At 56.7% G+C, this 25249-nt stretch carries 25 protein-coding genes and 2 riboswitches; all 25 genes read right to left on the bottom strand.

The window, feature by feature from the left end; all coding sequences use genetic code 11:
- Positions 1 to 297 (bottom strand): hypothetical protein (locus Q2B33_RS14170; protein WP_300914079.1); only part of this gene is annotated, 297 nt, incomplete at its 3' end.
- Positions 278 to 1081 (bottom strand): ParA family protein, encoded by an 804-nt coding sequence (locus Q2B33_RS14165; protein ID WP_300568875.1) that lies wholly within the window; start codon positions 1079 to 1081, stop codon positions 278 to 280. The genes Q2B33_RS14170 and Q2B33_RS14165, both read right to left, overlap by 20 nt.
- Positions 1041 to 1871 (bottom strand): DeoR/GlpR family DNA-binding transcription regulator, encoded by an 831-nt coding sequence (locus Q2B33_RS14160; RefSeq protein WP_330684798.1) that lies wholly within the window; start codon positions 1869 to 1871, stop codon positions 1041 to 1043. Before Q2B33_RS14160 ends, Q2B33_RS14165 begins: the two co-directional genes overlap by 41 nt.
- A 62-nt stretch (positions 1872 to 1933) precedes the next feature.
- Entirely contained in the window at positions 1934 to 2389 is a 456-nt protein-coding gene (locus Q2B33_RS14155; protein ID WP_300568871.1) for an AP2 domain-containing protein, read from the bottom strand.
- 92 nt (positions 2390 to 2481) lie between these two features.
- Positions 2482 to 2994, bottom strand: a complete 513-nt coding sequence (locus Q2B33_RS14150; protein ID WP_300568869.1) for an AP2 domain-containing protein — start codon at positions 2992 to 2994, stop codon at positions 2482 to 2484.
- Between the two features lie 84 nt (positions 2995 to 3078).
- Positions 3079 to 7605: a hypothetical protein gene (locus Q2B33_RS14145; RefSeq protein WP_300782951.1), complete on the bottom strand. Its 4527-nt coding sequence runs from the start codon at positions 7603 to 7605 to the stop codon at positions 3079 to 3081.
- Positions 7606 to 8978: 1373 nt separating this feature from the next.
- Positions 8979 to 9077, bottom strand: a riboswitch (cyclic di-GMP riboswitch).
- Positions 9078 to 9183: riboswitch (cyclic di-GMP riboswitch) on the bottom strand. It abuts the riboswitch before it with no gap.
- Between the two features lie 100 nt (positions 9184 to 9283).
- Positions 9284 to 9457, bottom strand: a complete 174-nt coding sequence (locus Q2B33_RS14140) for a hypothetical protein (RefSeq protein ID WP_300815654.1) — start codon at positions 9455 to 9457, stop codon at positions 9284 to 9286.
- 365 nt (positions 9458 to 9822) lie between these two features.
- The gene (locus Q2B33_RS14135; RefSeq protein ID WP_300570048.1) at positions 9823 to 10770 is read right to left on the bottom strand and encodes a tyrosine-type recombinase/integrase; all 948 of its coding nucleotides are present in this window, start codon (positions 10768 to 10770) and stop codon (positions 9823 to 9825) included.
- Between the two features lie 305 nt (positions 10771 to 11075).
- The gene (locus tag Q2B33_RS14130) at positions 11076 to 11624 is read right to left on the bottom strand and encodes a BMC domain-containing protein (protein WP_300570045.1); all 549 of its coding nucleotides are present in this window, start codon (positions 11622 to 11624) and stop codon (positions 11076 to 11078) included.
- Positions 11625 to 11693: 69 nt separating this feature from the next.
- The gene (locus Q2B33_RS14125; protein WP_300570066.1) at positions 11694 to 13037 is read right to left on the bottom strand and encodes a 4Fe-4S dicluster domain-containing protein; all 1344 of its coding nucleotides are present in this window, start codon (positions 13035 to 13037) and stop codon (positions 11694 to 11696) included.
- Positions 13038 to 13115: 78 nt separating this feature from the next.
- Positions 13116 to 13361 (bottom strand): EutN/CcmL family microcompartment protein, encoded by a 246-nt coding sequence (locus tag Q2B33_RS14120; protein WP_296456368.1) that lies wholly within the window; start codon positions 13359 to 13361, stop codon positions 13116 to 13118.
- Between the two features lie 302 nt (positions 13362 to 13663).
- A complete protein-coding gene (locus tag Q2B33_RS14115; RefSeq protein ID WP_300570041.1) occupies positions 13664 to 14308 on the bottom strand; it encodes a phosphate propanoyltransferase in 645 nt (214 codons plus the stop codon).
- A gap of 78 nt (positions 14309 to 14386) precedes the next feature.
- On the bottom strand, positions 14387 to 14665 hold the full coding sequence (locus Q2B33_RS14110; RefSeq protein WP_296456363.1) for a BMC domain-containing protein: 279 nt from the start codon (positions 14663 to 14665) through the stop codon (positions 14387 to 14389).
- Positions 14666 to 14851: 186 nt separating this feature from the next.
- Positions 14852 to 15223 (bottom strand): BMC domain-containing protein, encoded by a 372-nt coding sequence (locus tag Q2B33_RS14105; RefSeq protein ID WP_300570035.1) that lies wholly within the window; start codon positions 15221 to 15223, stop codon positions 14852 to 14854.
- 87 nt (positions 15224 to 15310) lie between these two features.
- Positions 15311 to 15586: a BMC domain-containing protein gene (locus tag Q2B33_RS14100; RefSeq protein WP_251207354.1), complete on the bottom strand. Its 276-nt coding sequence runs from the start codon at positions 15584 to 15586 to the stop codon at positions 15311 to 15313.
- Between the two features lie 180 nt (positions 15587 to 15766).
- Entirely contained in the window at positions 15767 to 16117 is a 351-nt protein-coding gene (locus Q2B33_RS14095) for a BMC domain-containing protein (RefSeq protein WP_300570030.1), read from the bottom strand.
- 110 nt (positions 16118 to 16227) lie between these two features.
- Complete coding sequence (locus tag Q2B33_RS14090; protein WP_300570027.1) at positions 16228 to 17436, bottom strand: zinc-binding dehydrogenase; 1209 nt, start codon at positions 17434 to 17436, stop codon at positions 16228 to 16230.
- A 190-nt stretch (positions 17437 to 17626) separates the two neighbouring features.
- Positions 17627 to 19015, bottom strand: a complete 1389-nt coding sequence (locus Q2B33_RS14085) for an aldehyde dehydrogenase family protein (protein ID WP_300570024.1) — start codon at positions 19013 to 19015, stop codon at positions 17627 to 17629.
- A gap of 11 nt (positions 19016 to 19026) precedes the next feature.
- Complete coding sequence (locus Q2B33_RS14080) at positions 19027 to 19674, bottom strand: heme-binding protein (RefSeq protein WP_330684762.1); 648 nt, start codon at positions 19672 to 19674, stop codon at positions 19027 to 19029.
- 37 nt (positions 19675 to 19711) lie between these two features.
- Entirely contained in the window at positions 19712 to 20515 is an 804-nt protein-coding gene (locus Q2B33_RS14075; RefSeq protein WP_300570021.1) for a class II aldolase/adducin family protein, read from the bottom strand.
- A gap of 255 nt (positions 20516 to 20770) precedes the next feature.
- A complete protein-coding gene (locus Q2B33_RS14070; RefSeq protein WP_300570018.1) occupies positions 20771 to 21118 on the bottom strand; it encodes a glyoxalase/bleomycin resistance/extradiol dioxygenase family protein in 348 nt (115 codons plus the stop codon).
- A 105-nt stretch (positions 21119 to 21223) separates the two neighbouring features.
- Positions 21224 to 21655 carry an NUDIX domain-containing protein gene (locus Q2B33_RS14065; protein WP_300570015.1) on the bottom strand — a complete coding sequence of 144 codons (432 nt, stop codon included), beginning with the start codon at positions 21653 to 21655 and terminating at the stop codon, positions 21224 to 21226.
- 30 nt (positions 21656 to 21685) lie between these two features.
- Positions 21686 to 23254, bottom strand: coding sequence for an AAA family ATPase (locus Q2B33_RS14060; protein WP_300570012.1), 1569 nt, complete (start codon positions 23252 to 23254; stop codon positions 21686 to 21688).
- A gap of 388 nt (positions 23255 to 23642) precedes the next feature.
- The gene (locus Q2B33_RS14055) at positions 23643 to 24602 is read right to left on the bottom strand and encodes a phosphotransferase enzyme family protein (protein ID WP_300570006.1); all 960 of its coding nucleotides are present in this window, start codon (positions 24600 to 24602) and stop codon (positions 23643 to 23645) included.
- Positions 24603 to 24639: 37 nt separating this feature from the next.
- Positions 24640 to 25249 (bottom strand): YdcF family protein (locus Q2B33_RS14050; RefSeq protein ID WP_330691383.1); only part of this gene is annotated, 610 nt, incomplete at its 5' end.

Raw genomic sequence — 25249 nt, 5'->3', positions numbered from 1 at the left:
TGCCTGCTTTCGGGCGGTCGCAGCCCCATCCGCCGCGGCGGGAGGCTCGCCTTTCGGCTCCTGCTTTTTCCCGACTGTCTCGGCGGAATCCTTGACAGTTTTTGCCCTCCCTCTGGCCCCTTCCGTCTTCCGCGCCTTTTTATTTGCCGCAGTTTTCTTCTCCGCGCCGCTCTTTTCGCTTTCCGAGGCCTTCGGCTCCGGCACAGCCTTTTCCTCAGCCTGTGGAGCCGTCTCGGGCCCTTTCGCCGCGCCCGCTGCCTTCACTGCCCTCTTGATGCTACCTGCTCCTACCGACATGTTCCTCTACCTCCTTTGCCAGCTCCAGATACTCCCCCGCACTCCTGGCGGATTTTTTATGCGCCATCACGGGCCTTGAGTTGTCCTGGGCCCATTCTATCTCACTGTCCACACGGATCAACGTGCGGAACACGTTCACTTCCTCGTATGCCTGCAGCGCCTCCAAGGTCTGTCTGCCGTAGTTCTTCCTGGCGTCCAGTTTCGTGATGGCTACTCCCAGGAGCGCCAGCTCCGGTACCAGCCTCTTCACATTGTCCAGGAATTCGAACATGTTCGCCACCCCGAACAGCCCCCAGGGGCTGGCCTCCACCGGGAGGATGACATAGTCCGATGCGCAGAGGATGTTCATGACCCAGCCGCCAAGCGTGGGCGGCGCGTCTATCAGGATGTAGTCATAACCGCCCTCCTCCTTCAGGCGCTTCAGGCTCCTGGACAGGATGAGCTCCCTCTGCCATTTGGCGAAGAGCTCGTACTCGATGCCGCTCATCAGCGTGGAGGACGGAACAAGATCCAGGTTCTCATAGGGCGTATGTACCACATAGTCCCACAAATCCTCCTCTTTCTTCATCGCGGCATATAGGTTCTTCTCCCCGCAGGCGTAATCCATCACCTCATCCTCCGGAAAGAAGGAAAGCGTCAGGTTCAGCTGCATGTCCCCGTCTATCAAAAGCACCCGCCTGCCCAGCAGGGACAGGGAATAGCCTACATTGGCACAGGTAGTCGTCTTGCCGCTTCCGCCCTTGTTATTGGCGAAGGCTATCGTTTTCACCCTCTTCTCTGTCATACAGGCACTCGATTCCTTTCTCCGCAAAATAATCCATCCACTTCTGCTCCGGGCGGATATCCGTCACCACCATATCGATGTCCCACAGTTGGCAGATCCGCGAGAACGCTACATTGCCAAATTTCGTATGGTCTGCCGCAAGGATGCGCTGCCTTGCTGATTTCAGCATGGCGTGCTTTATCTGGGAGAGGGCCTCGTTGGCATCCGTGACGCCCCGCTCCAGGTCTATGCCCTTGCAGGACAGGATCACCTTGTCCGCCTGGAAGGATTCGATCACGTCCGCGGCCCGGGAGCCCACCAAAGTCAGGTAATTCTCCCGCAGCGACCCGCCGGTGCAGATAATCTCCCATCCGGTGACATCCGAGAGCTCTATCAGCACCTCGATGGAGCTGGTGATCACGGTCAGCTTCTTCCTGGCCTTCAGGGCCTTCACCACGGACACAGCGGTGGTGCTGGGGTCCACGATGATATGCTCCCCCTCCTGCACCAGGCCTGCCACCAGAGCCGCGATCTCCTGTTTCGCTTTCATGTTCCGCTTCTTGCGGACATTGAAGGGCATGTCCACGCCGGTGTTCTCGTTCAGGACAGCGCCGCCGTAGCTTTTGATCGCCAGCCCCTCCCGATCCAGCTTGTCTAAATCACGTCTGATAGTCTCCTCAGAAACGTCAAACAGGGCGCTCAGCTCGCTGACCACCACTTTCCGCTCGTTCTGCAGCTTTTCCAGTATCAGGTTCCTGCGCTCTACCGCCAGCATCCGCCCTTGCTCCTCTGCAAATTTATTGTCGTACAAACTCCATCCTCTTATCTCGGCAGTGATTTCATTTTATCATGTTATATTTCAGGGCGCAAGCCTTACTTGAATCTCGTCCTCTCCAGGAAGTCGTCAAAAATCGCTTCCGCCTTCTTCCGCGCCTGCGCCGCCTCCTCCAGGCTTTCGAAGCTTCCCAGATACCGGGTATGGCCCTGGAAGGTTATCTGCGCAATCCAGCGCCCGGACCTTTGGTTGAAGTACACGCCCCGGACGCCGCTTTTGTTGCTGGCGGAGACTTTTCTGCTGCGGATGCTCTCTATGCAGGTGCCCTCCACGAAATGCCTGGTGCCCCGGGGATCCGACAGGCAGCCGCAGCTTCGGGTATGGCTGCTTTTCAGGTTGGACTGGCAGACAATCGCCTCTTTCCCGCATTTGCACAGGCAGCGCCAGTAATGCTTCCCGCCCCGCCTCCCGTCATAGGCGGCCACTGTCAGGTTTCCGAACTGTTTTCCCACCCATTCCTTGCGTCCCCTGCTATCCTGCTCTGCTCTGTTCATCCGGCTTGCCTTCCTATCCCCAAATTTTTAAGTATCATTTCCCCTCTTTGGTAAGCCTGTGCTGTTTTTTTCCTATTATACACCCATTTGTCTTAAGGGCTCTCTTCTCTTACAGGATTCTGTATGTTTTTTTCATGATATAGAGAATGTGCCAGGAAGTCGTCAAAGAGCTTCTCGGCCTCCTCTCTCGCCTGCGCCGCCTCCTCCAGGCTTTCGAAGCTTCCCAGATACCGGGTGCGGCCCTGGAAGGTTATCTGCGCGGTCCAGCGCCCCAATCTCCGGTTGAGGTATACGCCCCGGACGCCGCTTTTGTTGTTGGCGGAGACCTTCCTGCTGCGGATGCTCTCTATGCAGGTGCCCTCCACGAAATGCCTGGTGCCGCGGGGATCCGACAGGCAGCCGCAGCTTCGTGTGTGGCCGCTTTTCAGATTGGACTGGCAGACCACCGTCTCCCTTCCGCATCGGCACAGGCAGCGCCAGTAGTGCTTTCCGCCCCGTTTCCCGTCATAGGCGGCCACTGTCAGGTTTCCGAACTGTTTCCCTGCCCAGTCCATGGGCGTATATCCTATCGGGCAGGCACCGTCACGATTTTTCTTTCTTTCCAAGCCTTCGTCCATCTCCTTGCTCCTTATGGAAAGGGGCCGCATGTGACTGCGGCCCCGTCTTCCTTAATCAATCTCAGTTCTCTCTTACCTGTTCACGGAATGCTCTTCTTCCATTTTTTCCCGCTTTTTGATGGAGAGAATTGCCAGCGCTGCGTTCACCACGGCGTACAGGAGCATCAGCAATGTCCATTTATCTACGAAAATCATGGGATTGCGCATGTCCTCCGTCAGTATGAAGGTGATGAGCGCCAGCACGGCAGGAAGGATACTGAGCAGCCTTACAAGGCCTTTCCTCTTCAGCTCCTCTTCTTCCCCGTCCTGTGCGCTGTGCATGTACTGTCTTTCCTCGTCCTCGCCCTGCCTACGCTTTCCGTAAAAATAGAAGGTCAGCATCAGCAGGCTGATGAGCGCGGTCAGGACGGTCAGTATCAGGTTCAGGAGGGCCCAGCTTCGGCCGGCGCCTTCTCCCATTGCCGCCAACGGCGTGTCGTCATCGTCGATGACTGTAGGCTCCTCCCCTTCCGGCGCGTCCGTTCCTTCCGCCTCTTCCGGCGCTGCCAGCGGCGCATCGTCATCGCCTATCTCCTCCTCTTCCGGCTCATCCTCCGGCGCTTGCTCTACAGGCACTGTGGGCGCTACCGGCGTTATGGCCGGGGCCGCTGCTACAGATACTGCAGGTGTGGGCGCTACGGGTACGGCTGGTGTCGGGTCTATGGCTGTGGGTGTGTCGCCTGGCTGTGCCGGAGTTGTGGGGTTCGTGGGAGCTGTCGGATTGCTAGGGCCCGCCGGTTCCGTGGGGCGTATCGGATTCCCCGGAATCGTTGGATTGGTGGGGTCTGTCGGCTCGCTCGGGTCTGTCGGGCTTACCGGATTCGTGGGCTCGCTCGGCTCTGTCGGGTCTGTCGGATTCTCCGGTTCGCTTGGCTCCGTAGGGTCTGTCGGCTCTGTCGGATTCGTCGGCTCGCTTGGCTCCGCAGGGTCTGTCGGCTCTGTCGGATTCGTCGGCTCGCTCGGCTCCGTAGGGTCTGTCGGATTCTCCGGCTCGCTTGGGTCTGTCGGGTCTGTCGGATTCTCCGGCTCGCTCGGCTCTGTCGGGTCTGTCGGATTCTCCGGCTCGCTCGGCTCCGTAGGGTCTGTCGGATTCGTCGGCTCGCTCGGGTCTGTCGGCTCCGTAGGGCCCGGCTCCTCAGTGGCGGCGCAGTTCACGATGAATGTCACTACGCTGTCCGCCGCATCTGCCAATGTCCACTTTCCGCCATCTGCCTCCTCGGCCAGTTCCACGATTCCGCTTTCCTCTGTATCCTGGCTTTGGGCGCCGGAGACTGCCGTCTCTGTGTCAGATACCTCTCCGTCCGTATCCAGTGCTGCCACGGTTTCATCCTGCTTCACGTCAGACGGCTCTCCGTCTGCTTCTGCCGCTTCCTCCATGGCTTCCCCGTCGTCATCGGACGCTTCTCCGTCTGCGCTGGCTGCTTCCTCCGCAGATTCCTCTTCTGCATCAGATGTCTGTGCTGCTGCCCCGTCAGTGCCTTCCTTGTCAGGCGCTTCCTCGTCAGGCTCTTCCGCTTCAGGCTCTTCCCTCTCAGGCTCTTCTCCGCCATCCCCGGAAGCTTCCTCTTCAGGCTCTGCATCAGGTTCTGCCGCATCTGTCCCGACTGCTTCCTTCGCAGCGTCTGTCTCCTGAGGATCGGCTGCTTCCCTGTCATCATCAGCTGTATCTTCTGCAGTTTTGTCTACATCTTCATCTTCATTTGTTCCTGCCTCCGTCTCATTGCTCTCGGATTCCGTTTCGGGCTCCGTCTCGGAGGGTCCATCGGGAGATGCCGTGTCATCGGCTGTCTCTTCGCTGCTTTCGGCTGTGGGAGCAGTCTCTTCCGCTCCGTCCGCCTCCTGTCCTTCAGCCGCTGTCTCCTCCGCTTCCCCGTCAGTAGGCGCGCTGTATACAAGCGTGACCGTCTCCGGCTGGTTCGCGTGGGTATGTAGGCCATGGCCAGCATTGTAGCTGCTTACATACCATTCAGGGCTTATGGTGACATCACAGGTGTATGTCCCGTCTCCATTGTCGGACACATTGCCGATTGTTACGCTGCTGTGTTCCACACTGTAGGTCACTGCGCCGTGGTCGGTGGCTCCCGCATCGGTGACCATCACCGCTATGAGGCTGCGGATGTCGTCCATGGTGGGCGCCGGCGTGCCAGGGTCGGGAATAATGGGATCCGGATTTTCCTTCACCCTGTAGATGGCGGTGATGATGATATTGCCATCGGCATCCGTCTCCAAAGTCCATTCCCTGAACTCTTTTCCGGGCATCTCCGGCGCTCCGGGGTAATCGTCCGCGCTGACGCCGTCAGCAGGCGTGCCCTTGGGGTATTTGTCATTCAGTTCCTTGATCGTCTCACCGGTCTCCCCGTTCTTCCAGGTCACGGTGATGGTCTCCGGCTTCTGGGGCTCCCTGTCCTTGTAGGTGGCCGTGATTGTGACGTTGCCGCCATCATCCGTCTCGACTACCCACTTGTCGAATTCCTTTCCTTCCGGGGCTGCGGGCGCTTCGGGGTCGGCCTTACGGATTTCATCTATAGCTGTTCCCTCAGGGTATTCCCTGGGCCCCTGGATTGTCTCGTTGGTCTCCCCGTTCTTCCAGGTGGCTGTGATGGTCCTGGCCTCCGGTGCCCACTTCGCCTTATAGGTGGCGTCTGTGGTCACTTTTTCGGCAACTGCAGGCTCCCAGCCGACAAAGATATATCCAGGCCGAACAGGCGTTCCATTAAACTGCGGCGTAGCGTCCCCTTTCTTCGCTTTGTACACCTGATCCGCAAAAATCTCCGCATCGTCCACGCCGTCATTGTAGGTGATGGTCCTGTATGCGGTGGGGATTGTGACGCTTCCGCTGGCAGTGCCTATGTTGCCGCTGGCGCTGGCTGAATCGGTAATGTCATAATCACCGCCATTTGCCGCCGCTGCCCCATGGATCCGCGCTTTCGCCGGCGCTCCCGAAGTCTTCCAGGTGCCCCCTGTTGCAGTGTTCTCCAGATCGACCTGCAGCTCCTCCTCGCCTGTATTCACGATTTCCAGGTGATACTTCAGGACGGCCTGGCTGCCCTGGCTGAATGTGGTGCTCCTGTCGATGACCTTCCAGGTGCGGGATTCCTTGCCGGGCTTCACACTCCCGGGCATTGCCTCAAATCCTGCCACGGCTGTCCCGTCCACAGTCAGGCTGTCGGGCACCAGACGCATGTCTGCCGTACCGGACTTCACTGTTGTGGTCAGGGCATCGATGATGTCCAGGCCATAGAGATCCGCACCGCTGGTGTTCGTCACCGTGACGGTATAGGGAACCACCGCTGTGCCGTTCTCCTCGTCCACCTGGGTTTCGCCCATCTCTTTTCCGACCGTTATCTTATAATTGATGTCGGTTTCGGCCGGTTGGCTGGTCTCAGGCTCTGTGGTTTCTTTGCATGCGGCGATTGCTGTGTTCTCGGCTTTACCGGCGCTTCCGGCTTTGACTTTGAGGGTCAGGATTTTGGTCCCGTCAGGCTCAAGTTCAAACTTTGCGGCGGTGACGGTATGTGTATCCTCGTCATAGGAGAATCCTACATTGCCCAGCCCGCTTTCATATGCTACATTCTGCGGCAGCCGGTCAGTCACTGTCACCTCAGTAGCCTTTGCATTGCCTGTGTTTTGTACTGTAATGGTGTAGGTCAATATGTCGCCTACATCGGCAGTTGATTTATCAACTGTTTTAGAGATTTCCAGGTTGGGAGCGGTTGTGGCAGGCTCTTCGCACGCTACCCGGAATGTCACCGGCGTCTTGCTTCCTGCAGCCAGTTTCCACTTCTTCCCGCTGGCATCCCACTGGAAGTTGACAGATTTGTCGCTTTCATTGCTCAGTAGGTTATGCTCTGTCTTCTTCAGACTGCTGTATGCCGCCTTATACTTCTCCGCAAGGAAAGTCACCTCACAGGTATAGACGCCGTCCGTCTCAATCACATTGCCAATCCAGATACGGTCCGTATGTCCTGGATTTTCCTCGCTAAAAGGGTCAGAGGTGTTATAACAGTCGAACTTGCCCACCTTATGGCGGCCAGGCTCACAATATATCAGGACCGCGGCTTCTGCGTTGCCCCTTACAAGCCTGTTCACCTCCTGGGGCGTAGGCCTATCCGGCGCGGGTTCCGCCTCATCTGCCCTGGTGGTCTCCGTGCTGGTGGTGCTGGACTCCGTCCCCTTTCCGGGAGTGACTTTGGCCGTATTTACTACATGTCCATCGCCGTTAATATCCCCGGATGTGAAGCTTCTCTTTACATAAATGTTTGCCGTACCGGTCTCAGGTATGGTGCCGGTCATCACGGAGCCACCAACCCATTGCGCTCCCGTATCGGTCACCACATAGTTCTTGCCGGGTGTGCCGGTGACGGTGATTTTGTACAGCAGGGTGGCGGAACCGTCTGTAGGAATCTTGACTAAGCCTGAACCCGGGAAGATGATGCCGGTAGTGTCGATTCCCTGAGGAACTTTGCTCTGCTCATTTACCAGTTCCTTTTCGAATCCAGTGATTGCCATTTCCTGCCATTTCGCTACATAGGTGACAGTCCGCGTCACAGTTTCTGCCACATCCGGCTCCCAGCCGAGGAAAATATATCCTTTTCGAATCGGCTGGACGACTTTTTTCCCATCTGTGGTAGTAATGACCTCCGTCTTCCCAGCTTCTTCTTTAAATGCAGGCGTCGCAGCGCCCTCGGCTAACTCCGCATATGATTGGTTTTCGAAAACCACCTCATCTGGTACGCCATCCGTATATGTGACAGTATAGGTCGGTTTGTCTCCAATTACGCGGATGTACAGTGTTGTGTTAAAGAGCATATCTACTGAATATAATGTTCCACCGCTTACGTAATCGGAAATGTCACATATAGTCCCTATTTTGACACTGGTTTCGCCAGGTTTTTGGGCGGTTACTGTGCTCCTCATGCCTTTCGCTGTATTGGGTCTGCTAATCAGCTTATTATGGTCATCAAACGTATCATCCCATTCACATGCGTCAGCCTCCACAGAAACAATGGACATATCATATGAACCGACGGATACCTCTTTAATTTCCCATGGATAAAACTTGTAGTACCGTCCGCCATACAGCATTTGCTGGGAAAAAACTGTCTCTAAAGAAGTTTTTCCATCAACGAGCGATTTAGTACCAATCAAAGTTCTAAAACGATCAGAATACCACTTTGCAGTCTGCGTATTCAAATCAATTTCTACCGCTCGTGTTACGGGTGACGCCGTCTTATCAACGTTGCCGCTGCCGGCCCCACTGAAGCCGTAAATGAATCCTGTATTCCCCTTAACAGAGCCGCCATTGTTCAACGGATAAAAATCAAAGTCGACATCTATTTCGATTTTGTCACCCGATACGGGAGCTCTATCTCCGGCGAAAAACTGGAATTTCAACTTCGGTGTACTACCTGTCGTCTCCCAGGAAACCGTCACATTGGCATAGCCAAGATTAACTGTCCCTCCATTTGTAGCTGACTGGCCATTCACCTTGATATTACGGAAATTCCTGGCTGCAAATGGCGCACCGCCCCTGTTGTTTACCAAATCCCAGTCCCCGAGCGCCCACAGCCATACAGGCCCTTCGTCATAAACAGGTGAATCCGCTGCCGGAAGATTCGCTGGCAGCTTACCTGTCGGGAAATTCCAGCTCAGGCCAGCAGGGTTGCTGGGACTATAGGTATAAAACGTCGTCTGGTTATACCAGTTCCAAAGCTTGGTGTCATCAGATTTGTCACTGCTGCACCATGCAAGGGCTGAATCCGTTATCCGGGTTCCTGATGTCTGCGCCGCCTGCACCGTCAGCTCAGGTGCCCCCCCTAAACATAGCATGGTGGCCAGAATCAGCGCGAACATCCGTCTGCCCAAACGCTTTAATTTCTTCATCTCTTCATTCCTTTCTTTGCCAAAAAAAGAATTATTTCGGATGCAAAGTATCCGGCGGCCGGGCTGGCATAGCATTGTGAAACGAAACTTCCAACACCTTAGCCCCCATAGCTTTGCGTCCCGCCATTTCTAACGGTTTGCTAATTATAATCAGTAGCCGGGCTGCCGTGGCGCGCAGACAAATTCATAGTCTGTTTGTGCTTTAGACCCCTTGTTTTGCGTCCCGCCGTTTCCCGCGGTTTGCCTTTTATAATTAGCGGCCAGGCTGACATAGCAGATCCCGTCAGACGCCACCAGCGCAGGTTCCTGCCGGTAAGGCAGGGCTGCCGAAGCTGCCGCATCTGATAGGAACGCCTTAGTCCCTGTGGCTTTGCGTCCCGCCGTTTCCGGCGGTTTGCCCGCTCCCCATCGCCTCCCGTTCCGCCCTGCCGCCCGCGATGGCCGTAGCTGCAGGGCAGACTGGCCTGGCGGAGCATCCCCCGCCAAAACAAGCCTCCTCATGTATGTCCCCCTCCACTCTTCCCCTCATCCCCTGAGAGCAGTCAACGAAATCGCCATTTTGTCCCGTCCCTCACCGCAAAAAAGGCCCTGAAAGCCAAAATACAGCGAACGGGCTGCTTTTCTGCGCAGCAAAAAAGGATGCGCCAGCCAACGCATCCTTCGAATCTTTCGGTTCGGAGCCCGCAGGAAAAAAACGTCAAAAATAATTTTTTGATGTCTTTTTTCTGTGCCGTTATCCTAAAACCATGTTGTCATTTTCGTCACTTTTTCAGAGCTCAGGTCATAAAATATACTTGAAAAACGCCCATTGCCGTGCTATACTGAACATGTGGTAGTAGGAAGACTGTCATATCGTAATCGGTCATAGTCACGAAATGGCGATTCTGTCCCTATTCAGCTGATCAGCCCCAGCCGTTCCATCCGGCGGGCATGTGTTTCCCCTGTTGTAATCAGATATATCCTTGTGGTCTCTATGCTGCTGTGGCCCAGGACGTCCGCCAGCTTCACGATGTCCCGGCAGGCTTTGTAGAAGACCCTGGCGAAGAGATGGCGCAGGTTGTGGGGAAAGACCTTGGAGGGGCTCACGTCCGCCTTTTCACACAGGCGCTTCATTTCCTGCCAGATCTGCCGTCTGGACATGCCCTTCCCATTTCTGGTGATGAAGATCTCGCCCGCTGTGATGCCCTGTTTTCTGGCATAGTCCCTGAGCTTCTTGCACAGCTTCCCCGGGATGAGGATGGTGCGCACTTTCCCTTTCAGGGAGATGTCCGCCCGCTTCCGGCCCAGGGCTTCCACGGTGATGTATTTCACTTCGGACACCCGGATGCCGGTGGCGCAGACTGTCTCCAGCAGAAGCGCCAGGCGGATGTTCCCCGACTGTCTGGCGGTGTCCAGGAGGCGCCCGTATTCTGTCCGGCTCAGCTCCCTGTCCTGATCCCGGAAGGTCCTGCGCTGAATCTTCAGGAAGCGGACCCTGCACTCCTCCCAGCCCAGGAAGCGGAAAAGGCTGTTCAGGGACGAAAGCATGGCGTTGACGCTGACAGGGGCGTAGCCTTCCGCCACCAGATGGGCCTTCCAGCCTGCTGCCGCTTCCCTGTCCACCGCAATCCCCTCCCGGGCATTCCCGTCAGCGCCGCCGGCTTCTCCGCTGTCCCCAGCCGCGGCTTCGCGGAAAGAATGCCCCGCGCCTCCGGCCAGGGGGCGGGGCTCCTGGCCGGAGACCCATGCGGCAAAGGCGCGGATGTCCCGCAAGTATTTCTTTATCGTGTCAGGGGCGTACTCCTCTCCCGCCATGTATCCCTGATATCCGGCAATCGTATCCTCGGTAAGCCTGTGTGCCATATTCCTCTTCTCCTTTGTATGAAATCCACAGATTTTTACCGTATTATACACCATTTGTGTTTCCTTATTTCTTGTGTTACAGGATTTTATCAGATTTTTCCACCCATCATGGCTGAATGACCGGGCCGTTTCCATGGGAGTAAACTTTTCCCGGGTGTTACAGGGGGCCCTTCTATCCAAAATACAGTCATAATACAACAATCAAAAAGCGCACGGTACATGACGTAAACCGTGCGCTTTTCTGGGTCTTGCGGCAGAATCTCCGGCAGCAGTCCCGGAGCTTTCCAGACAGTTATAAATCCCCTCTACAGAATCGACTTGCAGATCTGCGGGTCAGGGTGAGCGATGACCGCAGAGTCCAGGTACATGCCTGTCTCGGCCACGGTGGCCTTGGCCTTGGAGATGGCTGCCTCCACGGCGGACACCTCCCCGCAGAGGAACACGTAGGACTTGCCGCACATGCCCTTTGCGATGCGCAGCTCTATCAGCTCCACCTCGGAGGTCTTGGCCGCCACATCCGCCGCCACGATGATGGCCGCGGCATCGAAGGTCTCCAGGATTCCCAGGGAGCTGATATGCTCGATGTGGGTAGTGCCGTAGATTGCCGGGAAGATGCCCTCGTGGGGATTGCCCAGCACGAAGCTGTCGATCAGCTGCTCCCCGTACTGCACTTTCGCCGTGTCCACCGCCGCGTCCACCGCGCTCAGGTCCCCTGTAATCAGGGCGATATATTTGCCGGGACATACGGTCTGCGCCTCCACCAGCTCCACGGCAGCCGTCTTCACCATGGCGTCCGCGGCTGTCACGCCTGTGGAGACCGTCTTGAATTCTATCATTCCCAAAGCCCTACCCATAAGGCATTCCCTCCTAAATTAATGACAATAGAAAACCTGCTATCTATTGTACCGGTTCTACATCCCTCTTTACTGACACACTATCACGATATATCTCTCCGTGACCTCCTGCACCCTGCCGTCCACGGAGGCATGGATACCTACGCTCAGCCCCTGGGCGGGGTTTGCGATGCACTGGCCGCACTTTACCTGCGCGCCCTTTTCCACTGTGGGGACTGCGGGAGCGCCGATGTGCTGGCTGAGCAGAATCTTCACCTTATGGATCCGCTGCTCCTTCCTCCAGAAATCCTCCGGCTGCAGGGGCGCGTCCACATTGTACCTGGACAGGCCCAGCCTGGCCTCCAGCCTCTCCTCCGGGGCCTTCCGGTATTCCCGGCTCTCCTTCACCGGGGCGGGCTCCACATTGGCGGGGGGCTTGACCCCGGCTTTGCGCAGGCCCAGCTTGTAGTCCGCAATCAGGCTCCTGGGCGAAAGGCCCTGGGGGCAGGAAAAGTTCTCGCACAGCCCGCAGGAGCTACAGAAAAACGTGTTCAGGAACACATTGGTGTCCTGGAAGTCCTTGTTCGCCGCGCTGCGCATGAATTTATGGGGCTCGATGGGATGCCCCAGGGCATGGCGCGGGCAGAGGCTGGTACAGGTCTCGCACTGACAGCAGGAGGAAGCCGCCCTCTTCAGATCGATGGCCGCGTTCCTGTTCTTGCGCTGTATCAGGGCGTGGCCCTTGTCCAGTACGATGATTGCATTGGTGGTCTTCGTCACCACATCATGCTCTGTGGCCAGATTCCCCATCATGGGCCCGCCCACCAGATAGACGGGTTCCTTTACTTTGATTCCCCCTGCGTAAGCCGCCACATCCCCGATGGATGCCCCTATGGGCACCCGCAGGGTAATGGGATGCTCCACCTCGCCCACTACGCTGACCAGCTTGTCGATCACCGGGGTCCGGCGCTCCAGGGCCCGGTATACATTGTACACAGTCTCCACATTGAAGACAGCTACGCCTTCCTCGATGGGAAGCCCCCCGGGCCGAATCACGCGCCCTGTGGCCTCATAGATGAGCACCACCTCGTCCCCCATGGGATAGGCGCTGTCCAAAAGCTGTATGCGCATATCCGGATATGCGTCTATGTATGTCTCAATCGCCTTTACGGCGGCCTTGTATTCTCTCTTAATGCCGATGACGGCCTCCTTCGCCCCCACAGTCCGGGCTATGCCGTCAAAGGTCCTCAGGATTGCTTCCGCCTGCTGCTCCATGAGCTGTCTGTGGAGCTTTAAAAGCGGCTCGCATTCGGCGCAGTTCATCAATATGACTTCCGCCCGCGGATCCAGCTTTGCATAGGTGGGAAAGCCCGCGCCCCCTGCGCCGACGATTCCGTTCTCCTGCAAAACCTGTTTCAAAGCCTGCATTTCCATGAAACGCCTCTCTCTTCTATGGAATGTCTCTTCCTCCATGCTTGTAGTCCTGTGCGCCACGCGCTGTATCCCCCGCCCCTATTCGTCCACGATGCCCACAATCGCCGCATCCACAGGCGCGTTCTCCATGCCTACACGGGCAGCGCTTCCGGTGGCCACCAGCACTGTCTCGCCGATGCCGGCCCCGATATTGTCGATTGCCACGAACCGGGCGGCCCCGGAGGCCATCTCCTGAAGCGGCTCGATGATCATGAACTTATTCCCTACCAGGTTCTCGCTCTTTCGGGTGGAGACGATGCTCCCTATCACTTTGCCTACGACCATCCCACACTCTCCTTACCTTGCCATCCGCCTGAAGCGGTTCCTGCCGTTATCCGCCTGGATGGTAAGACGGATGGGGAGGGCAAGGCGATAGCCGCCCTGCCGTCCCCTCCGCCAAAAATGCTGCTGCCACGCTGTCAAAACTTCCGGCGCATCCTACCGGCATGCCCAAAAGCATATGTATCCGGTCGAGCGTATTTCGGAAGTCCAAATTCCGTCAAGCCTTTTATGATATCCCTCCCATAGAATCCAGGAGGGCATCCGGCACCTTATGACAGCAGCGAAAAACCTTTGTCTTCGCCAAATTACCTGACGATCGTCACCATGTCGCCGGTCTTGATCCTGCTGGCATTGGCTTCGTCCGTATCGATGTGCATCTCCAGGGTGAAGCTTTCGTCCACCCGGATCTTCACCTGGTTGAACACGGTGCCCCGCTCGTTGTCCGCCTTCACGGACACGATATCGCCGTCCGCCACGCCCGCCGCAGCCGCGTCTGACGGCGACATATGGATATGGCGCATGGCGATGATGCAGCCCTCGTCCAGGTAGACGACGCCCCTGGGGCCAACCACTGCTATGGGGGCGCTTCCTGCTATGTTGCCGGATTCCCGGATGGGGGCGGCCACGCCCAGCTTCATGGCATCCGTAGCGGATATCTCCAGCTGGGAGGCCTTCCTGACAGGGCCTAAGACCCTTACGTTCTCGATGGCCCGCAGCTTGAGCCCCACCACGGTGACCGTCTCATTGCAGGCGTACTGGCCGCCCATGAGGTCTTTCTTCTTCGTGAGGTGGCAGCCCTGGCCGAAGAGGGCCTCCACATGCTCCTGGGTCAGGTGGATATGCCTCGCGGACACGCCCACCGGCACCTGGTAGCCGCCTTTCCTCTCCTCCATCCCGCGTATGGTCTGCAGCACCATCTGTGTGATCATTTCAACAGTCTGTTGTTCCATATTCTCCTCCAATATCCGCAGGAAGATCCATCAATCCCCTCCTGCTGAAACGGCATCCACCCCCATTGGGTGGCATGCTTATTTCGTCTTGGGGAGGATCATCTCAACATCGGTGTGAGGCCTGGGGATGACGTGGGTGGCCACCAGCTCGCCCAGCTTGGATGCGCTGGATGCACCGGCCTCTACAGACGACTTCACGGCTCCTACATCGCCGCGCACCATAACGGTCACCAGGCCGGAACCAATCTTCTCGGTGCCTACCAGGCTAACGTTGGCCGCCTTGCACATTGCGTCAGCTGCCTCGATTGCAGCTACCAGACCTCTTGTCTCCACCATTCCTAATGCTTCCTGTGCCATTTCTCTTCCTCCTATTCATGACAATAGAAAGCCTGCTTTCTATTGTACCAGTTCCGTAACCCCCAGCCCTGTGCCCATTTCCCTGTGCACTGTTCTGGCGGTCACTGTTTCCGGTTCCGTAACCGCCCTCTTCCCGGGCCGTCGATGTTTCCAGTTCCGCGGCTCCTCTCTCCGGTCAGCCGCTTTTTATACTTCCTGAATCGTCCTCGCGTCCAGCGCGCCGGAATGCGCTTCCGGGGAGCCTCCCTCTTCCGGGGAATGCCCTTCCCCGGCCATGAACCGGCTAGCGCTCAGGTTCACGAGTCTGACGATCTCTTCGTGGGGATTGGCGATGACGCCGCTGGCCACGGGCTTCTTGATTGCCTTGGCCGAGGCAGCCTCCACCGCCTCGGTGACGGACGCCACATCGCCTCTCACGATGATGGTGACCAGCCTCCCGCCCAGCTTCCTCTCCCAGGTGGCCAGCTCCACGCCGGACGTCTTGCACATGATGTCCAAGGCATCGATGGCGGCGACCACCCCCGTAATCTCGATAAAGCCCAATGATGTATTGCTCATTTGCCGGCTCCTTTGCTTACCTGTATCTGTCATATGTTCCCGGGCGCTTCGGCAGCGCAGATTCGCCCATGCAGCCGGAGCCTCCCCTTAAATCTTCGGCAGAATCTTCTCCACATCGCTGTGGGGCCTGGGGATGACATGCGCAGCCACCAGCTCGCCCAGCCTGCTGGCTGCCGCAGAGCCGCTCTCCACGGATGCCTTCACAGCGCCTACGTCGCCGCGCACCATGACGGTCACCAGGCCGGAACCAATCTTCTCGGTGCCTACCAGAGATACCTCCGCGGACTTGGTCATCGCGTCGGCCGCCTCTATCGCCGCTGTCAGACCTCTCGTTTCTACCATTCCCAATGCTTCCTGTGCCATAATGCTCTCCTTTCATTCTACCCGAATCCGCGGGCTTCTTTCCGGCCCTTGAATCCGAAAATTCCGTTTATTTTTCAATATATTGCCGTTTCTCCTGCTTCGCAGTCCGCCTGACGGGCAGATGCCAGCCGCGGTCTCTTTTGCCGCTGCCGCCCGGCCTTTGCCGGAAACTGTCGGCCTTTAATTCTTGTCGAACGCGCTGATCTTCAGCATCTTTCCCGTGTCCCCGGTGGGCCTGGGAATGATGTGGCGCTGCACCACCCCGGTGAGGGACTTGGCCACCGCCTCGCCCGCCTCCATGGCAGCTTCCACGGCAGCGATGCTCCCCCGGAACTTCACCGTCACCAGCAAAGGCACCGGCAGCGCGTCCGCGTTTGCGGGTTTATTTTTGTCAAAGACCTCAAGCCTCACATCCGCCGCCTTGCAGCCTGCGTCAGCCGCCATGAAGGCGCAGACAAGGCCGAACACCTCCAGCAATCCCACCGCTTCTTCCGCGGAATCTCTGTCTTCCATGGAAATCTTTTCTTCCATTTACTTCCCTCGCTTCCCCGCATGCCCCGCAGCCCGCTTTCCTTTTCAGCCTGCCGGCAATCGGTTTCGTCTCCATCTCGTCTCTGTCCTGTCGGCTCCGGATCCCGGCCCTACTGATTGATGATGGCAATCTTCAGCCCTGTCATGGCCAGATTGGTCTTCAGCGCCTCATTGATCTCCTCCAGCGGGTAGGTATGGGTGATCAGCTTATCCATGGGAAGTCCCAGCTTCTTCGCGCTCTTTAGGAAGTCGAAGGTAGTGGCGTAGTCCCGCAGGGTGTACACCCAGCTGCCCACAGTGGTAATCTCCTTGGAGCAGATGTCGAAGTGGGGGTTGATCGTGGCATCCCCGCCGTTGATGAAGAATCCCAGCTCGCAAAGCCCGCCGCCGTTGCGGATGAACTTATAGATGTTGGAATGTCCCGCGGGGGATCCAGTGCACTGGAAGGCGAAATCCGCCAGATGCCCGCCGCACTTCTCGGCCACGGCCCCTGCCAGCGCCTCGATGCCCTTGTGATCCTTGAAGTTCACGGAGTCGGAGGCTCCCAGCTCTTTGGCGAAGTCCAGTCGCTTCTGCTCCCCGTCCACCGCCACGATCTTGTTGATGCCCATGGTGCGCAGGATGGCGATGCAGATCAGGCCGATGGGGCCGCAGCCCTGTACCACGACACGGCTGTTGAACCGAAGTATGCCTGTGCTCTTCGCCCTCTCCACCGCGTGGATCAGCACCGCGCAGGGCTCGATCAGCACTCTGGAGTATAGATCCAGGTCGCTGACATTGAACACGGTGGAGCCCTCTCTGATCAGGATGTAATCGGAGAACCACCCGTTGAGATGGATGTCGTCGTCGGGCAGGAGCCCGTACACGTCCGCGCCGCCTACGTTCTGCTTGTTCAGATCGAACATGGTGATGTCCGGATTGTCCTTGAAAATCATGCAGGTGACAACCTTGTTGCCCACCTTCAGGTCTTTTCCGGCGCTGTCCTTCTTTACGTTCCTGCCCATCTTCACGATCTCCCCGGTGCCCTCATGGCCCAGGGCCACGGGAATCAGTCCGAAGGGGTCTCTCTTGAATTCATGGGCGTCCGTGCCGCAGATGCCGCAGCCTTCCACCTTTACCAGAATGTCCCCGTCGCCCACTTCCGGCATGGGGAATTCCTTTACGTCAAAATGCTCCAGACCAGTGAGCATTGCCACATGTGCCGTCCTGGGGATTGCCCCGCCAGCCCCGCCGTTTCCCGCGGGCGCCGCAGCCCCAGTCCCTGACATACTGGCCAGCACCTGTTTCACGATTTCTTCTATCTGTGCCGTATCAGCCATCTTAAAATCTCCTTTCTGTCTGTTGCTTCTGCCTTCCGCACTGCTGTCGGTTACTGCGCGCTGACCAAAATTTTATCCAGCTCCGCATTCAGCCGCGCTTTTAAGTCATTCAGTTCCTCCGGGGAAGGCTTCATGTTCCTTTCCGTTTCTTTTCAGGCTGGTGCTTCCACGGAATGCCCTTCTTCCATTTTTATCGGATGCAGAGACTGTCGGACATGACGCAGCGCCTGCTCTTGGTGAAGCTCTTGGTGCTGGTCAGGCCCTCGCCGGTACGGCTGGCGATGGTGAAGGTGCAGTACCCTTCGCCGCCGAAGCCCAGCGCCGCGTAGGAAGGGGCGTTCTTCACCAGGATGGCCGTATCGATTTCTCTTGCGTACTTTGTGATATTGTCAATGTTCTTGGAGTGGATGTGGGCGGAATGGCGGTTGCCGTGCTCCAGCCACACGGCCTTCTCGATGGCATCGTCGATGTCCTTTGCCCTGACCATGCCTAAAATCGGCATCATCAGCTCCTCTGCAATCAGAGGATGCTCCTTTTCGCCCTCGAAGACGATGCAACGGATGTTGTCGGGGACGGTGACGCCAATCATGCCAAGCAGGGTCTTCGCGTCCCGACCCACGCATTTCCGGTTCAGCCCCTTGGGGGTGAGCACTGTGGCCGTGAGCCTCTCCTGCTCCTCCTTGGAGATCAGGTAGCAGCCCTGCTCGGAAATCATGTAGTGCATCAGCTCGTCCGCAATCGTGTCTACAGCCACGATTTCCTTCTCCGCGATGCAGGGAAGGTTGTTGTCAAAGGTGCAGCCGTTGACGATGTCTTCCGCAGCCTTTCTGATGTCCGCGGTCTCGTCCACCACTGCGGGGGGATTTCCGGCCCCCGCGCCTATGCCGCGCTTTCCGGAAGACAGCACTGCCGTCACCACGCCCGGGCCGCCGGTGGCCACCAGCAAAGGGATGTCCTTATGCTTCATCATCACATCGCTGGTCTGAAGCGTAGGCACCTCCACGGTGCAGGCCACATTGTCCGGGCCTCCGGCCTCCATGGAGGCCTCGTTGATCATGTTGATGGCAAAGATGGTGGTCTTCACGGCCTGAGGGTGGGGGTTGAACACCACCGTGTTGCCCGCCGCCAGCATGCCGATGGAATTGCAGATGACGGTCTCGCTGGGATTGGTGCAGGGCGTGATCGCGCCGATGACCCCGAAGGGCCCCATCTCAATCAGGGTCAGCCCCCTGTCGCCGGACCAAGCCGCGGTCTTCAGGTCTTCGGTGCCCGGGGTCTTGTCCGCCACCAGCTTGTGCTTTAATATCTTATGCCCCACATTGCCCATTCCTGTCTCGTTCACGCCCATCCGGGCAATGATTTCCGCATTCTCATGGGTTTTCCTGCGGATATTGCTGATAATCTGTTCTCTCTGATCCAGGGACATCCTGCGGACGGTTTTCTGCGAAGCCTTTGCGGCTGCGATGGCTTCGTTCATGTCGGTAAAGATGCCGTGCTTTCCGCTTGCGGATTCCGCAATCTGCATCTTCGCCACCACTTCCTGTACGATATCCTGTACCAGATTCTCGTTTACAAGCACTGTGCTACCTCCTATTCCAGTTCCGCGAATATACTTTTTCCATAAGCTGCCAGAGCCGTGTCCTGTTCGGCGCTACCGCCGCTGACGCCCAGGGCGCCCACGATGACTTCGCCCCTCCTCAGCACCTCTCCGCCGCCAAATATGACGATTCTACCATTATTGGTGAACTGTATGCCGTACAGACTCCCACCGGGCCCGCTCAGGCTCCCAAGCCGGGCAGTGGACATCTGGAACGCTATGGATGTATAAGTCTTGTTCAATGCCACATCAAAGCTGCCTATGTAGGCACCATCCATGCAGTGGACGGCCACGGGCCTTCCTGCGGCGTCGGAGACTGCCGTCACCACGCGCATGTCCCATTCCGCCGCCTTGGCCTCGATTTTCCCAATCAGCTCCACCGCCTTCGCAAGGGGCATGGAGACGCGCACCAGGCCGCCGTTGGCCGGGACCGGCTTTCCGTCCCCGGAGGGCATCGCCACCCCATGGCCAGAACCTGCAGCCCCCGGGGCATAGTCTCCATCCGGGCCACAGGCCTCTGCCGTGCCTGTCCGCCCGGCGGCCGGAGGATGCCCTGCTTCGGGGCCGCTTTCCGGATTCTGCCGTCCCGCCGCTTTTTCTACGACTGCACGGACGATTGCCTCTATTTCTCTGTTTTCCATATGAATCTCCTGCAGAATGTCCTGTCGGTAGGCATCTTTATCTCCCTAACTGCTCCAGCACCTTCTTCGTGATTTCGGCCACCACATCGGCAGAGACAGCGGACTTCTTGTCATCGCCGTGGCATCCGCCGCAGGTATGGCAGCTGGGCTTGCCCTCTTTCGCGTTGGGGCAGAGGTTTGCGGGATGACGGCCCTTCATGCCGAACTGTCTCCTGATCTCGTAGAGATCCTCCACCTGCTGAGGGGTGAACTCCTTGGGGCCGCCCAGCATTCTGGACTGGTACAGGAGCTGCGCGTAGAATTCCACGGACTCCATCTTCAGATAAGCGGCAAGCAGGGAATCGGAATAGGTCAGGGCGCCGTGGTTCTCTAAGAGGACGGCGTCAAAATGCTGCACATACTCGGAGACGGCATCGGGAATCTCCATGGTGGAAGGCCTGCCGTACTTCGCGATGGGCACGCAGCCAAGGGCGATGACCGCCTCGGGCATGATGGGCTGGGTCAGGGGGATGCCTGCGATGGCGAAGCTGGTGGCATACACGGGATGGGCATGGACTACGCTTCTGACGTCAGGTCTCTCCTGATAGACTCTCATGTGCATCTTAATCTCGGACGAGGGCTTGAAATTGCCGTTGGCCTGGATCACATTGCCCTGGGCGTCCACCTTGCAGATGTACTCGGGGGTCATGAAGCCCTTGGACACGCCCGTAGGGGTGCAAAGGAATTCATTGTCGCTGATCTTCACGGAGATGTTTCCGTCGTTGGCGGCCACCATGTTCCGGTTGTAGATTCTCTTGCCGATGTCGCAAATCTCTTTTTTGATTTCATACTCGTTCTGCATTTTGATTCCTCCTGATTCATTTGGTTTCCTGCCGCCGGCTTGTCCCATGCGGCAAAATTCAATTGTAGCGCTTTTCGGCTTACAGGGCGTACAATAGAAAACAAAAGCAATTTCCTACTTTCTATTGTTTTGTACAATAGAAAGAAAAAACTTTCTATTGTCTAGTATTATAAGCCTATCCACCACACAAGTCAACAAGTAAATGTTGGATTGTGTCGTTTTTGTTTTATTTTTGTGGTTTCTGACAAAGGGGATTCACCCCCCAAAGCTTCGCAGGTAGATGGCATTCCCGTCCGGGTCGCGGAAGCTCATGTTGACCGCTCCCCAGGGGCGCTCCATGGGCGGCTCTATGATTTCGGCCCCCAGCTCCATGACCCTGCGATATTCCTTTTCAATGTCCTCCACAGTGAATGCCAGACATATGTTCTGGTTCTGATTGTTCTTCTCCGAACCGTCGTCATATATGGTCAGCATGGTCTCCTCCCCGATCAGGGTCTGGTGCACCGGGTCATCGCTTCCGTTGTGGATGTCCAGAAGCTTCTTATAAAAATTCGCCAGCCTCACCACATCGTTGGTAAGCAGGCTCACCTCGCCTATCCTCATGCAGCCCCTCCTCTCCTGTCTGTGGACGCATTCCCTCATCTGTATCTTTCCCCGGCAGCCTTCGGAACCTTTCCTGCGTTTTCAGGTCAGCCTGCGTCAACGGTTTCACTCCCTGTATGCCCGGAGAGCCTTCTTTATCCGCTCCAGGTCCTCCTCTTCCTCTTCCGGGTCGTAGGTATAGTTTTCCGGCACGGTCCCGAACAGTTCGACGCGGGCCATCTCGCTCTCCGGAAGCTCTCCCAGAGAATGGACTTCGGCATAGTAGACCCTGCCGTTATTTTTTCCTGTACCGTCTTCCCACAGCTGTTCATAATCCCACAGCGGCGCCAGTGTGCAGTCCCTGATACCGGACTCCTCGTACAGCTCCCGCCTGGCCGCCTGCATGGGGCTCTCCCCCTCTTCCACATGCCCGCCCGGATGCTCGAAGCTTCCGCGGCGCTTATGGAGACAGTAGACCCATTTTCCCTGATAATTCGCAAAGATGACTACGAAGCCGATGTCGGACAGCCATCCTGCGGGATAGTTGGTTTTTAACATGTTGTCTCCTCCCAAATGAAACAGCTCTGTCTACAAGGTCACTCTCTCAATCATGCAGCCATGCTCTTTGCTGTCCCGGTCATAATTCACCCCTACCAGCAGGACTTCGCCGGAATACCCCTCCAGGGCCTGTGTGTAGCGCCTGTCCTTTATCTGCCGGATTGCCGCGGGGGCGGACTTGTCGTACTTTAGCTCTATCACCATGGCGGGCTTGCCGCGGGATGGCAGGGGCAGGAACGCCACATCCGCAAAGCCCCGGCCCGTGGGGAGCTCCCGGATCATCCGGTAGTCCTCCCTGGCGCTGTAATAGGCCAGGCTGATGGCCGCTCCCAGGAAATTCTCGTCATTGTAGGTCAGTATGGATGCCACTTCTGTATGGGCCCTGTCCAACCCCTCCGCCACCCTCCCCGCATCGCCACTCAGCGTATCCTCCAGCAGGCGCTGTGACGCTTTCAGCACGTTCATGACTTCCGTCCAGCCGCCTACGCTCATGGCGTTCTCAAATTCCTCTATGATTTCCCTGTTCGGGATAAAGGCTTCCTTTTCCTCGGAGTCGTAGCCCAGATATCCCAGGTGGATCAATAGGGTCAGCACATCGTCCTTTGTCTTAAAGGTGCACATGTCGTTCTGGAAGCTGCGGGTGTTCACCTTGACCCGGACTCCGCCCAGCATCCGGACAATGTCGGCGCGAAGCCCATCGAAATCCATGTCCATATAGACCTTCAGGGCATCGTAGGTCTCCGTGGACGTCCAATAGTTTGAAAATCTGCGGCGGAGCATCGCTTCCACCACGGATTTGGGATTGTATACATGCTTAAATTCCGTCAATTGGTAGCCGTCGTACCAGCTTCCGGTCTCCGCGTAATCCATGGAGAAGCGTTCGCAGAGCCCCTGCACCTCCTTGTCCGTGAAGCCGGTATATTCCTCGAAAAAGCTCTGATCCGTCATGGAATATTCCCAGAACATGTTCAAAGCGGAATGCTGCCCGTATTTTTTTACAGGGAGAATGCCTGTCATATAGGCAAGCGCTACATAGGGCTGATCCTTCAGGAGATTGCGCAGGAAATCCAGGTACTGCTTCTGCATATCCTCGCACTTTTGCCGCTCCCGCATCACGCAGTCCCATTCGTCAACTAAGAAGATGAACTGCTTTCCGGATTTTGCGTAAATCTTCCTTAAGGCATCCGCAATCCCTGACGATTGTCTATTTAAGACTTCCTCATATTCCTCCTGCAATTCCTCCAGCACCGCTTGCTGCAGATAATTTACGGCCTCTCCGGCCCCTGCCTCAATCAAAAATTGCTGCATATTCAGAAAAATCACATCGTATCGGTTCAGATTCTCCAAAAAACCCGGATCTTCCGCAATCTTCAATCCCTCGAACAGTTCCCGGGAGTCGTATGCGCAGCTGTAATAGGCAGCCAGCATCTTCAGCGCCATGGATTTGCCAAATCGGCGCGGCCTGCTGACGCAGATATACCTCTGCTCTGTATTCAGGTATCTGTTGGTGCATCCGATGAGCCCTGTCTTATCTACGTAAATCTCCGAACGGATTGCCGTCCTGAACCCCTCATTTCCCGGATTCAAATAAATTCCCATACAATACCCTCCTGCCAGGATTTCCACATCTGCTTTTTAGCACCTTGATATATTGAATAAAGGCTTTACATCCTTTTTCAAATCCGCTATACTGATGATATCAGAAAGGCGGTGATAGGATGGCAACAGATATGGGTATGACGAACAAACAGTTTCAAGGTTTTATCCGGCTCGCTCTGGAATTAATCAATAAGGCTCTGATAAAATCACCGGATAATGAGGATTTACAAAAATTAAAGGACATTTTTCAGTCAATGTTGGAAGACGGTAATTAAACAGCATGACAGCATGAATCAGTAACCACTAACCAGGGGTGTAAAGCCTTTGTTGAATTGTCAAGGCTTTATGCCTTTTTCATTATCCATCCATTTCGGCTCCTGCCTCTCTCTTAATTCCCCGCATGGATTATACAAAAATCGTCCGCGAGCAATCGTTCTCCCCTAGCAAAAGGCTCCAGGCTCTCTTCGCGCCAGCGCTTCATCCTGTCCTCGAACCAGCTCTCCCTGCACCACTGCCCAAAGTGGATTGCGATGCAGTCCAAAATCGTCAGCACGAAGCAGGCATCCAGCGCTTCATAGTCAAAGCGGCCGCCCCCATCCCGGTAGCCCTCCGCGATTTTCTGCCGACATGCCAATCCGCCTATATTGCCGAACAGGACTGCGATGTCCAACATCGGATGCCCCATCCCAAAGAGGGAAAAGTCGATTGCCGCCAGCCCGGCCTTGGTCTGCAGGATATTGGAAAGGGACAAGTCCGCGTGCAGCATCTGGAATTCGCCCTCTGCCTTTCGTAAAGCTGTTCCCACAGCGTCGCAGGCCCGCTCTAGCGCCCTGCAGGATACGCAGTCCAGCCCGTTTCCTTCCAGGGCCCTGAGCTTTTCACCGATTCTTTCCACATGCCGTCCGTCATAGGATATGGCAGGAAACCCTCGAAACCCTTTCGCGCATCTGTGCAGCTCGGCGGCCAAAAGCCCAATCCGGTAATAGTGTTCCTCGCAAAGCGTCATCTTGTCCAGGGATTCCCCTTCTATCCATCGGGAAACCATGGCCACATTGCCATTGTCCAGCTTCGTGATCCACTGCCCCCTGCGGTTCTTTACCGGTTCCCGGCTCATCATGCCCTGATTCTTCAGATGTCCAAGGAACCTGATTTCCGTTTCATACACCGCCATGCGGTCCAGCCCTTCATAGAGATGCTGTGTCTCGAAGCCCTGGACAGGCTCATGGATCTGCAGCAGATAATCTGTCCCTACGCGAAAGGTCATATTCTCATTGTGCCGCAGCAAAATCGCTTCCGATTCCGGTATGTCATAGCCGGACATAGCTTCTGTTACAAGTCCGTAGTCCACCCTCTATGCTACCTCCTTCACTGAACTGGCCCCCTCGTCACCCAAGCTTCATGGCTTCCGCCATCTCCGGCGTGTGCTCCGGTGTGAACTGCGTCCCCAGCCTGGCCAGCTCTCCCAGCACTCTCCTCTGGCCGGCTTCCGTCCGATACCAGTTTTCCCTGGTCACTTTTCCCTCTACAGGCGCAATCAGGAGTTCCGTATCGGGAAAGCATAGCTGGTAATACATCAGGCATCTCCTGGCATGAAACCCCTTACAGCAGATGATGGCCTTCTTCGGATGCAGTCCTTTTGTGTCCAGAAGCTTCCTGGAGAACCTGGCGTTCTCGGCGGTGAACTGGGCTTGATCCTCCTGGAGGATGCAATCCGGTGCAACGCCGTTTGCCAGCAGGACATCCGTGTAGAATTCGCACTCAGTGGCATAGTCTTTCCGGTAGGTATCCGCTTTTGACTTCACGCCTGTGAATTTACCGATGGTCACGGAATACCTACCCGACGGCACCACATAGGGGGCATACCCCGCTTTCCATAGCTGCGCCGCCCGCTCCGGCAGTTCCGCATAGGAGCCGCCGGGGATGAAGATGACGTCTGCTTTCGTTTTGGACGGCAGACCTTCTCCGAAATCTGCTCCCTCCGCGGAATCTCCGTTT

Origin of the sequence: uncultured Acetatifactor sp. (genome assembly GCF_948601915.1) — a bacterium.
Classification (GTDB): Bacteria; Bacillota; Clostridia; order Lachnospirales; family Lachnospiraceae; genus Acetatifactor.
Note: the sequence above shows the minus strand (reverse complement) of the source record. Positions and strands in the feature narration are given on the sequence as shown.

Excerpts from the sequence above, each read along its gene's own strand:
- Q2B33_RS14165 (WP_300568875.1), bottom strand. The coding sequence starts at position 1,081 with ATGACAGAGAAGAGGGTGAAAACGATAGCCTTCGCCAATAACAAGGGC.
- Q2B33_RS14155 (WP_300568871.1), bottom strand. The coding sequence starts at position 2,389 with ATGAACAGAGCAGAGCAGGATAGCAGGGGACGCAAGGAATGGGTGGGA.
- Q2B33_RS14140 (WP_300815654.1), bottom strand. The coding sequence starts at position 9,457 with ATGAGGGGAAGAGTGGAGGGGGACATACATGAGGAGGCTTGTTTTGGC.
- Q2B33_RS14135 (WP_300570048.1), bottom strand. The coding sequence starts at position 10,770 with ATGGCACACAGGCTTACCGAGGATACGATTGCCGGATATCAGGGATAC.
- Q2B33_RS14130 (WP_300570045.1), bottom strand. The coding sequence starts at position 11,624 with ATGGGTAGGGCTTTGGGAATGATAGAATTCAAGACGGTCTCCACAGGC.
- Q2B33_RS14125 (WP_300570066.1), bottom strand. The coding sequence starts at position 13,037 with ATGGAAATGCAGGCTTTGAAACAGGTTTTGCAGGAGAACGGAATCGTC.
- Q2B33_RS14120 (WP_296456368.1), bottom strand. The coding sequence starts at position 13,361 with ATGGTCGTAGGCAAAGTGATAGGGAGCATCGTCTCCACCCGAAAGAGC.
- Q2B33_RS14115 (WP_300570041.1), bottom strand. The coding sequence starts at position 14,308 with ATGGAACAACAGACTGTTGAAATGATCACACAGATGGTGCTGCAGACC.
- Q2B33_RS14110 (WP_296456363.1), bottom strand. The coding sequence starts at position 14,665 with ATGGCACAGGAAGCATTAGGAATGGTGGAGACAAGAGGTCTGGTAGCT.
- Q2B33_RS14105 (WP_300570035.1), bottom strand. The coding sequence starts at position 15,223 with ATGAGCAATACATCATTGGGCTTTATCGAGATTACGGGGGTGGTCGCC.
- Q2B33_RS14100 (WP_251207354.1), bottom strand. The coding sequence starts at position 15,586 with ATGGCACAGGAAGCATTGGGAATGGTAGAAACGAGAGGTCTGACAGCG.
- Q2B33_RS14095 (WP_300570030.1), bottom strand. The coding sequence starts at position 16,117 with ATGGAAGAAAAGATTTCCATGGAAGACAGAGATTCCGCGGAAGAAGCG.
- Q2B33_RS14090 (WP_300570027.1), bottom strand. The coding sequence starts at position 17,436 with ATGGCTGATACGGCACAGATAGAAGAAATCGTGAAACAGGTGCTGGCC.
- Q2B33_RS14080 (WP_330684762.1), bottom strand. The coding sequence starts at position 19,674 with ATGGAAAACAGAGAAATAGAGGCAATCGTCCGTGCAGTCGTAGAAAAA.
- Q2B33_RS14075 (WP_300570021.1), bottom strand. The coding sequence starts at position 20,515 with ATGCAGAACGAGTATGAAATCAAAAAAGAGATTTGCGACATCGGCAAG.
- Q2B33_RS14070 (WP_300570018.1), bottom strand. The coding sequence starts at position 21,118 with ATGAGGATAGGCGAGGTGAGCCTGCTTACCAACGATGTGGTGAGGCTG.
- Q2B33_RS14065 (WP_300570015.1), bottom strand. The coding sequence starts at position 21,655 with ATGTTAAAAACCAACTATCCCGCAGGATGGCTGTCCGACATCGGCTTC.
- Q2B33_RS14060 (WP_300570012.1), bottom strand. The coding sequence starts at position 23,254 with ATGGGAATTTATTTGAATCCGGGAAATGAGGGGTTCAGGACGGCAATC.